10 protein-coding genes are annotated in these 12,945 nt (G+C 43.5%); 4 read left to right on the top strand and 6 right to left on the bottom strand.

The genetic code is table 11. The features are described from left to right. Positions 1-69 precede the first annotated feature (69 nt). Positions 70-924, top strand: a complete 855-nt coding sequence (locus GVO60_RS06255; RefSeq protein WP_159651971.1) for a MurR/RpiR family transcriptional regulator — start codon at positions 70-72, stop codon at positions 922-924. A 43-nt stretch (positions 925-967) separates the two neighbouring features. Here the strand turns inward: GVO60_RS06255 and GVO60_RS06250 are convergent, their stop codons facing one another. Then, positions 968-2,224 (bottom strand): iron-containing alcohol dehydrogenase, encoded by a 1,257-nt coding sequence (locus tag GVO60_RS06250; RefSeq protein ID WP_159651969.1) that lies wholly within the window; start codon positions 2,222-2,224, stop codon positions 968-970. Positions 2,225-2,489: 265 nt separating this feature from the next. On the opposite strand from GVO60_RS06250, the gene GVO60_RS06245 reads away from it, so the two are divergent. Further along, positions 2,490-2,756 carry a GrxA family glutaredoxin gene (locus tag GVO60_RS06245; RefSeq protein ID WP_008077635.1) on the top strand — a complete coding sequence of 89 codons (267 nt, stop codon included), beginning with the start codon at positions 2,490-2,492 and terminating at the stop codon, positions 2,754-2,756. A gap of 193 nt (positions 2,757-2,949) precedes the next feature. Continuing rightward, positions 2,950-4,632 carry an aspartate:alanine antiporter gene (locus GVO60_RS06240; protein WP_159651967.1) on the top strand — a complete coding sequence of 561 codons (1,683 nt, stop codon included), beginning with the start codon at positions 2,950-2,952 and terminating at the stop codon, positions 4,630-4,632. Positions 4,633-4,677: 45 nt separating this feature from the next. On the opposite strand, the gene GVO60_RS06235 is transcribed toward GVO60_RS06240, so the two are convergent. The 5 genes from GVO60_RS06235 to GVO60_RS06215 form a co-directional block, all read right to left on the bottom strand. Next, positions 4,678-7,410: an ImpA family metalloprotease gene (locus GVO60_RS06235; RefSeq protein WP_159651965.1), complete on the bottom strand. Its 2,733-nt coding sequence runs from the start codon at positions 7,408-7,410 to the stop codon at positions 4,678-4,680. A gap of 138 nt (positions 7,411-7,548) precedes the next feature. Then, positions 7,549-8,226: an ABC transporter permease gene (locus tag GVO60_RS06230; RefSeq protein WP_159651963.1), complete on the bottom strand. Its 678-nt coding sequence runs from the start codon at positions 8,224-8,226 to the stop codon at positions 7,549-7,551. Between the two features lie 3 nt (positions 8,227-8,229). Beyond that, a complete protein-coding gene (locus GVO60_RS06225; protein WP_159651961.1) occupies positions 8,230-8,970 on the bottom strand; it encodes an ABC transporter permease in 741 nt (246 codons plus the stop codon). An 85-nt stretch (positions 8,971-9,055) separates the two neighbouring features. Next, entirely contained in the window at positions 9,056-9,826 is a 771-nt protein-coding gene (gene aotJ, locus GVO60_RS06220) for an L-arginine-binding protein AotJ (RefSeq protein WP_162596537.1), read from the bottom strand. A gap of 62 nt (positions 9,827-9,888) precedes the next feature. After that, the gene (locus GVO60_RS06215; RefSeq protein ID WP_159651957.1) at positions 9,889-10,659 is read right to left on the bottom strand and encodes an ABC transporter ATP-binding protein; all 771 of its coding nucleotides are present in this window, start codon (positions 10,657-10,659) and stop codon (positions 9,889-9,891) included. A 661-nt stretch (positions 10,660-11,320) separates the two neighbouring features. Between GVO60_RS06215 and GVO60_RS06210 the strand changes: the two genes are divergently transcribed. Next, on the top strand, positions 11,321-12,868 hold the full coding sequence (locus GVO60_RS06210; RefSeq protein ID WP_159651955.1) for a DUF3360 family protein: 1,548 nt from the start codon (positions 11,321-11,323) through the stop codon (positions 12,866-12,868). Positions 12,869-12,945: the final 77 nt, after the last annotated feature.

Below are 12,945 nucleotides of genomic sequence, written 5' to 3'. Positions count from 1 at the left end.
AGTTTGTTTCCTCTCGATTTTTTCGGTTGGTATATCCAGTGAGTTGTTCTCTTACCCTCGTGAACACTTATGAACACACTAGAAAAAATTCAGAAAAATCTAGAGAACTTTAGCAAATCTGAACGCAAGGTTGCTGAAGTTATCATGGCCTCCCCTCAGACGGCTATTCACTCTAGTATTGCTACACTAGCAAAAATGGCTGATGTAAGTGAGCCAACTGTTAACCGCTTCTGTCGTCGCCTAGATACGAAAGGCTTCCCTGACTTCAAATTACACTTGGCACAAAGCCTTGCTAATGGCACGCCTTATGTAAACCGTAACGTTGAAGAAGATGACGGCCCTGACGCATACTCACATAAGATTTTCGAATCCACTATGGCTTGTCTAGACGTAGCAAAAAATAGCTTAGACTCTATGCAAGTCAATCGTGCGGTCGATTTGTTAACTCAAGCAAAACGAATTTCGTTTTTTGGTCTAGGTGCATCTTCAGCCGTGGCGAAAGATGCTCAAAACAAATTCATTCGTTTCAATATTCCAATTACGTGCTTTGAAGACATCGTGATGCAACGTATGAGCTGCATCAACTGTACCGACAATGATGTAGTCGTGCTGATCTCTCACACTGGCCGTACAAAAAGCCTTGTTGAAATCGCCAATCTTGCCCGTGAAAATGGTGCAACAGTTATCGCGATTACTGCAAAAGATTCTCCACTGGACAAAGCAAGTTCTCTTTCGATCTCGCTTGACGTACCTGAAGACACAGACGTTTACATGCCAATGGCAAGTCGTGTTGTGCAGATGACCGTTATTGACGTGTTAGCTACAGGCTTCACACTAAGACGAGGCTCTGGCTTCCGTGAAAATCTTAAGCGAGTAAAAGACGCACTAAAAGATTCGCGCTACGACAAGCTATCTCAGTTTTAAGTCGATAAAGTGATATAGAAAAGGAGCAGACAATGCTCCTTTTTTAGTTGTTTAACTTAGAAGTATTAGTCGTAACTCTAGGACGGCTACTATGAATCAACTGACTTTCAGCTAAGCCTACGGAAGCTGACGAAGTTTCGCACTCCCCTCGACAATCGCATACCTGCTTTAAGATAAACATCAAACGCTCTTTCGTAAGAGGGATGGGATTTCCTTTAATAGCGACAGACTTAAGAGCATCGTCGACCACTGTATCAAATGATGTTGCACACACACCAAAATCACGCAACTGCGGCAATTCAAGTCGGTTCAACACATTTTCAACCCAAGTGATCCCCACTTCTATTGCTGCTTTGGGATCATCGGATAAGATAGCAGCCATTTTTTGGTAGCGGCTCAATAAATCTTTTCGACCTTGAGATTCAGCAGCCACAACATTTTCTCTCATTACATGTGGGGCTAAGCGTGCGGTAATCACACTATGAGGCGCGTCCAATTTCCCACCTAGAGCTGAAGCTAAACCATGAGCAGCCCCCAACTTCGCATTGGTAATCGCCATTCCACCTAACATAGCGGCAAACGACAGATCTGAACGAGCTTTATAGTCATCTTCCAAGCAGGCAGCGAATAATGAACGATTCAACCGCCTTAGGCCTTCTTCGCAAACCATATCGGTTAGTGGGTTAGGGTCTCCACAGACATACGCTTCCATCAGGTGAGTAAAGGTATCCATCGCACCTCTACCTGAGGTGAGCCGATCAGTTCCATAGGTCAGTGTAGGATCCACAATTGCAACATCTGCAAGCATCTCTGGACTGCGTAAACTCACCTTCACTTGATCTTGCCCAGACCTTAACACTGCATTTTTTGTAACTTCCGCTCCCGAGCTGGCTGTCGTCGGTATAGCAATAAAGGGCAGAGGTTTGGTTTTGATTGGTACACTTCGGCCAACGACTTCAACATAGTCGTAAACATCACCTTGATTTGGGATAATCGCAGCAAGAGCTTTACCCATATCAAGCACGCTCCCTCCACCAATTGCGACAACCATATCTGGTTTAAATTTTCGCCCGACTAACGCCGTTTCTTCCACCATAGTGATATTGGGTTCACCTGCAATAGCAACATGTTGGTATCGCATATTTTGTGCTTTAAGGTATTCGATAACGGGCCGAGCCCTATCCATATTTTGGCCACTAACTAATAGAACACTATAGCCAAATTGGTTAAACACTGAGAGTGAGGATTGCAGTGCACCTTCACCGAAGATGATTCGCGTCGAGGTCATAAATTGAAACATAACCAAAACACTCCTTACTAATCTAAACTCAGTTTAGCATGCCTACCTATCCGCAGAATTAAATTGAACCAGTGCAACTTGTGAGAAATACCCACACAAAATATGTGCAAATCACGAGCAATTTCTCTTTATCGCCTGATGAAAAGGAGAATGGGATTAAAAAATCATCAATAGGTTTTCTCTATCGAAACAAGAGGTAATTGCTTCTTTATTTTCGACACTGATTCGGGCATAGTGCTGTTAACAATCTATAGGAGAAAGACATATGTTCGTAGTTATCTTTGGTCGCCCAGCTTGTCCATTCTGTGTTCGCGCAAAAGAGCACGCTGAAACACTGAAAGCAAAACGTGATGATTTCAACTACCGTTACGTTGACATTCATGCTGAAGGTATTTCAAAAGCAGATCTAGAGAAAACTGTTGGTAAACCTGTTGAGACAGTTCCACAGATCTTTATCGACCAAGACCACATCGGTGGTTGCGATGACTTCGAAGCGTACGCAAAAGAGCACCTAGGTCTTTTCGACGAGTAATTGAATTAGATGTTAAAAAGTCGCCTTGAGCGACTTTTTTTCTGTCTTTTATTCGGTTAATACTGCGCTTTCTCAAATATAAACTGACTAAGTAAAGTAATAGTAAAATATAAAAATTTTCACTATTTATTTTGCGCTATTCAGATACAATTCGCACACTTAACTTATCCCGGCACAGAATCAAGAACTGCCCGTGAACATAAACGTCGTACACTTGCTAGAGCAAAACCCTATCCTCCTTATTTTTGTGGTTCTCGCCATTGGTCTTGCGATTGGAAAAATTCGCTTTGGAAATCTGCAACTTGGTAACTCTATTGGAGTGCTAGTCACCGCTCTGATCATGGGGCACTTAGGTTTCACCTTCAATGCGGACGCTCTTACCATTGGCTTTATGCTGTTTATCTACTGTGTCGGCATAGAAGCAGGGCCTAACTTTTTCGGTATCTTCTTTCGAGACGGTAAACACTACTTCATATTGAGTATGGTTGTGCTCTCTACTGCTCTGTGCATCACCTACTTCGCTAGTCATTATCTTGGGTTAGATTTTGGTTTATCTGCCGGTATGATGGCTGGAGCGTTGACTTCTACCCCCGTCCTTGTAGGCGCACAAGACGCTTTGGGTTCCGGCTTGGCGACTGTTCCTCGCAACATGGATTTCTCCCTAGTACTTGAGAATCTATCCGTAGGTTATGCGATGGCTTACTTGATTGGTTTAATCAGCATGATTATGTTTGCCAAACTTCTGCCAAAACTACAAAAACAAAACCTCTCTGATTCGGCGCAACAAATTGCTCAAGAGCGTGGTTTAGGTAGTACAGGACAACGTAAAGTTTATCTTCCAATCATCCGAGCATACCGTGTAGGTCAAGAGCTAATTGATTGGATTGATGGTAAAAACCTGCGTGAACTGGGTATCTATCGCCAAACTGGCTGTTATATCGAGCGAATTCGCCGCAATGGTATCCTCGCCCACCCAGATGGTGATGCTATCTTGCAGCAAGGTGATGAAATAGCGCTCGTGGGCTTCCCAGATAGCCATGCTCGACTCGATCCTAGCTTCAGAAACGGTAAAGAAGTTTTCGACCGTAACTTACTTGATCTTCGCATCGTAGAAGAAGAGATCGTTGTAAAAAGTGACTCCATAGCCGGTAAACGTCTGTCCGACTTAAACCTGTCTGAGTACGGTTGTTTCCTTAACCGAGTAGTACGAGCGCAAATCGAAATGCCTATGGATTTAGACATCGTCCTAGCAAAAGGCGATGTTCTACAGGTTAGTGGTGAGAAAAGTCGCGTTCATGGTTTAGCGGAGAAAATTGGTTTCATCTCGATTCACAGCCAAATGGCCGATCTACTCGCATTCTGTAGCTTCTTCATTTTGGGCATTATGTTCGGCTTGATTACCATGACATTTGGCCAAGTTTCATTTGGTTTGGGTAACGCTGTTGGTCTTCTTTTATCAGGCATCACTCTTGGCTTTTTACGAGCTAACCACCCAACATTTGGCTATGTACCGCAAGGCGCATTAAATATGGTTAAAGACTTAGGCCTTATGATATTCATGGTCGGCATCGGTTTAAGTGCCGGTGGTAAGATGTTTGAACACTTGTCGCAAGTCGGTGTTCAAGTGATCGGTTTAGCTTTCGTTGTCAGCGTGGTTCCGGTCGTGTTTGCGTACTTAGTCGGTGCCTACATTCTTAAGATGAATCGCGCACTGCTATTTGGTGCCATCATCGGTGCCAGAACCTGTGCACCAGCAATGGACATCGTTAACGACTACGCTAAGTCGACGATTCCTGCTCTGGGCTATGCTGGTACTTATGCGATAGCGAATATTTTAATGACCTTAGCCGGTACCATACTCATCATATTAAGTTGATAAAGAACAACGAATAAAAAGGGAGGCTGCGAGCCTCCCTTTTTATTAATTCATCGGCCAAGCCGTTGTTCCATCGATAGGAATCGGTGAAGTAGCGAACTCATCGACGCAATATCCTGCCTCACTGGACGCAAAATAGGTCAATGGCATCGGAACAAAGCTTTTCGCGATCACCTCTGTTTTGGCCTTATCACTAAAACTAAATCCCCACATATCTAAATATTGGCGCATATCTCTGTCAGTGATGACACTAAATGCAATTAACAGCCAATCGTTGTTAGAGATCGAATTTGCTTCTTCTCGCGAATAGCTATCGAAACCGAGCTTCGAGCGGTTTGCTAACCACAATTCATCGGAAGATTTGAGTCGGTTGAATTCGCGTTCCAGTATATGTAATCGCCCTAATAGGTGCCAGCCATTGCTGATCACACCTTCATTCTGAGCTTGCATCATGATCTGAATAAAGACTCTTGCCCCCCAGCTCCAGTCGGTTTGGTTCTGCTCGGCCATATACGCATTGGGATCAGCTTGCTGCCTGCTTGTCTGTAGCATCTGATACTGGCCTTTAAAGTCTAAACTCTGGCAACTCGAAACCTTACCCGTATCTTGGTAGTAACGAGATTTACTGTAATAGGAATAATAGTTCGTCGTTGAGTGCCCATCCCAACCAGAAAAACGAAAACGACTTTTTTCGAGTCCATGGCCTAACTCATGCAGATCACCATGACCAAGTGGATGAAAAGCCCAGTAAGCATCATATGGATTACCTGAACATCCATAGCCACATGTCGCTTGGTCGGCATTCATATGTTTAACGATATCGATGGTTTCTATCTGCCAATCTTTGTTCGTAGAGTATAGATGTATATCATCAATACTGTCAATTCCAGGGCCTTGGAACCCTGCAAGCGCATGTGGGAGATTGTGCACGTATTGCTCGGTCGCCAGCGCCATATCAACTGGCTCAGCCCAATCATCGGCGCCAATCGACTCAATCATTTTTTTAGATTTAGAGTGAACTTCAAATCCAGGAGTAATCAGCTCAGCCCAATCAAACAAGTCTGCATTGAGCTTCTCAACAAAGCTGACGTTATCATCGCTGCCGCGCCATACAGGATGAAGCGCTACACCCTGAAAAGTTAAATCGACTTGTTCGTTATTGTTATCAAACTGAACTTGAACAGGGCCGCCATAAGGCGAAGTCAGTTGAATAGTTTCGCCAGGTTCAATGGAATACGCGTAAGAGGTAAGGTGCTTCGGTCTTGAATACCCATTATTTGAAAACTCATGGGTAGCACCACTGCGTAAGGTATTAATCACGATTTTAGTGGCGACTGGGGCATTGTCAGTGCGAGTTACGCTGAATGTTTCCCCTGGTAAGGCGTAAACTCCTGCGGCGCGAAAATGACGTTTTGATTCTAAGCTAACAGTTTGCGTAACACGCCCCACCTCTTCGCCAAAATCACTTCGACTGAAATTGCCCATATCCGCTTGACGCTGGTTGACCTTGCGACTGTTGTACTGAACATAATCCGCAAAATAAGAACGCAAAAAGTCGATGCGCTTAGTGCTCTCTTTGTCCATAGGGAATCGAACGTCTTGGCGATAGTGGTCAGCCAATAGAACTAAAGATTTTTCATACGCATAGTCAGCAGTATCAAATAGCTGAATGCCCTGCTCATCCAGATTGCGTAGTTGATCTCGAATACTCTGAGCTGCAGAGTAAAACTCTTGAGCCATGTTTGACTCTGTAGGACAAGATTTGTCGTCGCATAGCGTTAAATCTACGGTAAACGAATCATCATTCAAACGCTTTAACAGAGCTTGTTGCTGCTCTACATGTTCAGGGACCGAGTCAAGCAACTCATTGGCCTGCCAATCCACTACAGCTAACTTTCGCCAATAGTTATCACCAACATAATTTACATGAAATGTGTTAAAAAGTGATTGACCAAGTTCAGTCATTGATCCATCCCAATGCAGATACAAAATTGGGATAGTGAGCTGTTGGGCTCTTTCAATCGCTTGCGAAACGTTTTCCAACTCACTCGTATTTTGCAGGTGCTGGGAAACAATCAGCAGATCAGGCTTACTCTCTACACAACTGAGTAACGCAGTACCATCACATTGATTTGCCGTGTTGTACTGAACAGCGTTGTCAAAGCGATCATCTAGCCATTCACGCGTCGCAACCTCATCAGGGAAATAATATGACTGATCCATTTGCGCAATGACAATGTTGGTATTGCTACCCAATGCTTTACCGTTTAACCAGGCCAATAGATTTTCCATCCATTGATTCATCTCTTCGTTTACTGAATCGGGAAACCGTTTTGCCGTTCTAAACGGATTACTACCAAGCACTGCATAGCGACTAACTGAATTCGCATAGCCCGCCACACCAATAGTCAGATTTTGATCATCATACCCATCTTGGATTGCTTTGTTGGTGACTAAGATAGAATCATTAAAGCCATAGGTCGGTGACAGCATTGCAGCGTCATGAGTTGGATCCCAAATTAGCTGTTGGGTACTGCCGTTTATTGCACGTTTGATCTGATTGAATGTTTGCTTGTAAGTCGAAACAAGCACATCGCTATGTGCAATGAACTCGCTAGGATCTGACACTAGGGTCGCATCACCGGTTTGGATAGCTCTTTCAACATCACTTAACGGCTTAGGAGGTTCAACAGAGCTTCCTCCACTATCGCCACCGCATCCGAAAAGGCTTAAACAAAGAACCGCACACAATCCAATTCGCGAATGTAACTCACTCATATTTATACATCTTTTATATTGATTTTCGCGAGTGTAATTAATGAAAGTTTGAATGTAACTTTAGTATGATAAGTAGGTTAGAATTTTTGAAGCGCGTTAACAGAAAAGAAAACGACACCCTAAGGTGCCGTTATCAAACTAACTTAACGGTCGCAAATAAGCGAGGAATCGCTTCTCTGCCAATTTAAAGCACCAAAGAATAATAAAGGTCAGTGCCATGTAGAACAGACCGGCCGTCAAGAAGGATTCAAATGGCGCGTAATAGCGTGAGTTCACTAATCGAGCTGCACCAGTCAAATCAACGATAGTTACGATACCCGCTACCGCACTGCCATGAAGCATGAAGATGACTTCGTTACTGTAAGCAGGCAGTGCACGACGCAACGCACTTGGCAAAATAATACGGCGATAGGTCATGAAATTGCTCATGCCGTATGCTTTCGCAGCTTCAACCTCGCCTTTTGGCAAACCATTAATCGCACCACGGATGATCTCAGCGGTATAGGCTGAAGTATTCAATACAAAGGCTACCAATGCACAAAACCATGCGTTTTCCCACAAAGTGTCTTTAACTGGGAAAAACTGATCCATTCCGTAATAAATCAGATACAGCTGGACTAAAAGTGGCGTACCGCGGAAAAAGTAAATGAACGCCCAGCTAGGCCCCATAATAAAGTAGTTATGGCTATTTCTTGCAACACCAAGTGGTATCGAAACAAACAAGCCAATTACTAACGCTAAGCTCACCAACCATACAGTGGTCCACAAACCTTCAAGGTAGACTGGTAAACTTTCAATAATCAGAGAAAAATCCATATCCTACCTCGCATGAATACTGAATTTGCGCTCCACCAGCTTAAGTAAACCAGTCGAAACACTCGTGAATAGTAGGAATACCATGGCAACGGCCATGTAGAAGGTAAACGGCATTTTAGTTGAGCCCGCCGCTAGCGCACTGACTCGAACCATATCTTCCAGACCAATGATCGAAACCAGCGCTGTAGTTTTCAGCAATACCAACCAGTTGTTACCAAAACCAGGTAAGGCATGACGAATCATCTGTGGTAGTAAAATGCGACGAAATGACATAACAGAGCTCATACCATACGCTTTACCTGCTTCTAGCTCGCCCTTGTCGACAGCCATAATTGCACCACGGAATGTTTCGGCCATGTATGCGCCAAAGATAAATCCGATAGTTAAAACGCCCGCAACAAAAGGACTTACATCGATATAATCCGGTAGATAAGAGGTCCACTCATGGTTCGGATCGCTAGACGTAAACCATTCATTTAACCACTCATTGATCGAATAAAGACTGTTATTTAGTAAGATCTGTCCGCCGAAAAATATCAGCATCATTAAAACCAAATCGGGAATACCGCGAATGACGGTGGTATAGAGCGTAGCAATCGCTCTTGCCCAGCGATAAGGTGCCATTTTTGCAAGCGCACCAAGCATGCCTAATATCATTGCTAGCAGTAATGAGAGTAGTGCCACCTCAATGGTCACTATGGCCCCTTTAAATATAGAGGCTTCGTATCCTTGTAGATCTAGCATAGGTGAGTTCCTGATCCCTAGACTGAAATAGAACTAGGCCGCTGACTACTCCTAGGAACATAAATCAGCGGCTGTATCCGACGAATTACTGACCGTAAACGTCGTAGTTGAAGTATTTAGCTGCGATATCTTGGTAGACACCTTTCTCACGTAGAGAAAGAATTGCTGCATCTAGCTTCTTGGTTAGGTCTTTATCTTGCTTACGAACCGCAATACCAAAACCGTCACCGAACCATTTTGGATCAGTGAGTGAAGGACCTACGAATTCATAAGCTTCGCCACCCGCTTTATTTAGAACGCCCTCTTCTAGCGCCGATGCATCACCAAGAACCGCTGCAACACGACCGTTTGCTAGATCTAGGTAAGCTTCATCGAAAGAACCGTAACGAACGATATCGACTTTTTTACCGTAGTTATCTGTTAGGTATTTGTCGTGTGTCGTCGCACGCTGAACGGCGATCTTTTGACCTTCAAGGTTGTCGAAGTTAAGACCTGCACCTTTCTTCGCGATAAATTTATTTGGGATAAGCGCGTATTTGCCAGTGAAGTCCACTTTCTTCTTACGCTCTTCGGTAATAGACATTGCAGCGATGATTGCATCGTATTTACGAGCTAATAGAGAAGGAATAATGCCATCCCAATCTTGAGCAACGATCTTACATTTCACTTGCATCTCTTCACACAAAGCGTTAGCCATATCCACATCAAAGCCTTTTAGAGAGCCGTCAGCTTCAGTCCAGCTAAATGGAGGGTATGCACCTTCAATACCAAAGCGAACCGTTTTCCATTCTTTCGCTTGCGCTACGCCAGTTACTGCAGTTGCTGCCAGTGTTGCAGCTAATAACCACTTTTTCATTTCCATACTCCTGTGATTTTTCTTTTAAATTGGTGTGTTGTGTTTGCCGCTTCTAACCGCGACTAATAAATAGAAGATACGAATTGCTTGAGGCGCTCCGAATCTGGGTTGGTAAATAGTTTGTCTGGGTGACCTTGTTCTTCGACTAGACCTTGATGCAAGAACATAACGTGATTCGATACATCACGAGCAAATGCCATTTCATGAGTTACAACCAACATGGTTCGGCCTTCTTCCGCAAGATCTCGCATAACACCAAGTACCTCACCGACCAACTCAGGATCGAGGGCTGACGTCGGCTCATCAAACAACATAACTTCAGGGTCAACGGCCAATGCACGAGCGATCGCCGCACGCTGTTGCTGTCCACCTGATAAGTGACCTGGGTAATAATCTTTACGTTCATAAAGCCCTACTTTTTTAAGTAGCACTTCTGCATTTTCAATTGCCTGCGCTTTAGGTACTCCTAACACGTGAACAGGCGCCTCGATTACGTTTTCAAGAACAGTAAGATGAGACCAAAGGTTAAACCCTTGAAATACCATGGCTAAACGCGAACGGATGCGTTGGACTTGTTTTTCATTCGCTGGAACGGCTTCACCTTGGCGATTGTTTTTCATCTGGATCAGTTCACCGTTAACCCAGATTTCACCTTGAGTCGGTGTTTCAAGAAGATTAATACATCTAAGAAAGGTACTTTTACCGGAACCTGAAGATCCAATAATTGAAATGACGTCACCTTTGTGAGCTTCTAATGAGATACCTTTTAGTACTTCATTTTGACCAAAGGTTTTGTGTAATTCTTTTATATCTAGCGCTGGTACATCTTTCATGCGCCTAACTCCCTGTTATTATTTTTCCTCACCTCGAACGTATAGGTAAGGTTAACGTGACTCTCTGTCCACATTGCGATACAAACTAGCATTAGACCCAAAAACATGCAACAAATTATTAACCTAGGACATAGGGATATCTAGCCACAATATATGATTAAACATTCAGCTTTTAGTTAAATACACTTTATTTATCGCATAAATCAAACCAAGCAACACATTTGCCAACGCAACAAGATATTAACAAATTTATAAAAGTACGATCTATCTCAACTCCTTTATCGACGCTTATGAACTTAGATTCACCTTATAAAACTTGTCTTATAAACCTTACATTGTGAAATTTAATTTCAGAGATAATTAACGCCATATAAACTTCCCTGTATAACTGTGTAGTTTTCTTTCACATACTGTCATAAAGTGATCTAAATCAATCACTCTTAAGGGTTAGCACGTTAAACTCGCCACAAAGATAAAAGCCTCAATAAGCAAATTTTTGTCTTTTCTATCGTCTATGCTTAAGCACGCTAGTTTTGAGCTACAGAAGATAGAGGAAGAAACTAAATGCAGGAAGCTAAGCAAGTTTAACTAGATCGCCAAATGACAATAATTACTGGCGACTCTTCCAAGAATCATTAACTTTTTAAAATATGAGGAATCTATGTCAGACGCAGTCAATAAACCGCACTCTGATTCGGATATCGAAAACAAGAGCTATCAAGAGCTGCACCGTCCAGCTTCTGAATTTGAAAGCCGTAGCGATTATCTAGACCACGAATTGCAGATCATGAAGCCACGTCGCTTTGGTCTGAACCTTCCTGGTCGTGACTTCCGTTTCGAATTAGAAGATTTGGTACCAGCACTTGCAGGTACGATTGGTATTATCGCAATGTACTCTGCGGTAATGATGTCTTGGGCAGAAGGTTTAACCGCAGCATGGGACCACGTCAACTTAGGTAAAGATTTTGCTATCGAAGTCGCACGTGTAGAAATGTTAATCCCAGCATTACTCTTCTGTGTACTTGCTTCAGGCTTCATTAACCCGAAAGCAAACTTAGCCGGTAACCACGGCCCAATGATCCCCCTTATCGGCACTATCGCTTTAGCAGGTGCTCACCCTCTTGCATTGGCAATCCTAATTGGTGTATTTGGTCTTATTCTGAGTCTGCTAAAAGGTGGCTCTAAACTGGTTAACCTAACCTCTCAAGGTACTGCGGGTGGTTTGCTTATCTTCCTTGGCCTAACCGGTACAATGAGCCAAATCAACTCAATCCAATCTTGGGCTGTTGGTCTACAATCTGACACTGTAGCTGCTGGCAGTATGGGATACATTGGCCTAATTGTTCTTGCGGTAACCATTGGTCTTTATGCATTCCTTGCTAAAGTGAACAAGCGTTGGTTAGCCATCCCTGTATGTGCTTTCACAGGTCTCGCTATTGCTCTTGTACTTGGCGCTGGTTTTGATATCAAATTTGTGACTGAGACAGGTCTACCAAACCTAAACCCTGTTTACTGGTGGGGTAGTACTGAAGAAGGCTGGATGCTTGGTCTACCAAATGTGCAACATTTCATCGCATCTCTGCCATTCGCTATCTTAGCCGTTGCTATGTGGTCACCAGACTTCCTTGGTCACCGTATTTTCCAAGAGCTGAACTACCCTAAAAAGTCAGAAAAAGTCCTAATGGATGTCGATGACACCATGACTATGTGTTCAGTTCGTCAGATGGTAGGTACAGCAGTTGGTGGTGGTAACATCACATCATCTTGGGGTACTTACATGATCCCAGCAGCCATTGCTAAACGCCCTATTCCAGGTGGTGCGATTCTACTAGGTTCACTATGTATCATCGTTGCGATTCTTGGTTTCCCAATGGATATCGCTGTATGGCCACCAGTAATGCGTGTTGCTCTTCTTGTAGGTGTATCTCTACCACTACTTGAAGCAGGTATGCAGATGGTTAAAGACTCAAAAGATTCACAAGCTGCAGGTATCTGTATCTTTGGCTCTGCAGTCGTGAACCCTGTTCTGGCTTGGGCATTAACAATGCTACTAGATAACAACGGTTTAATTGGTGACAAAGAGCGTGCAGCTCGCCTGTCTTTCGTCGATAAAATTGTTATCCCAGTAGGCGTACTTGTTATCTGTCTAGTTGCAATGCTAGCAGTTGGTATGCTAGAAGGTCAGTACGGAATCCCTGCGTTCCTATAGAAAATGATGTTGAGAGCCTTTTTGGCTCTCAACTTTTTTTGAGTATCAAGGTTTAGTTTTAAATTTTTTTTAGTAAC

Source organism: Vibrio atypicus (assembly GCF_009811315.1).
Lineage (GTDB): Bacteria > Pseudomonadota > Gammaproteobacteria > Enterobacterales > Vibrionaceae > Vibrio > Vibrio atypicus.
This window is presented reverse-complemented; position numbering and strand designations above follow the sequence as displayed.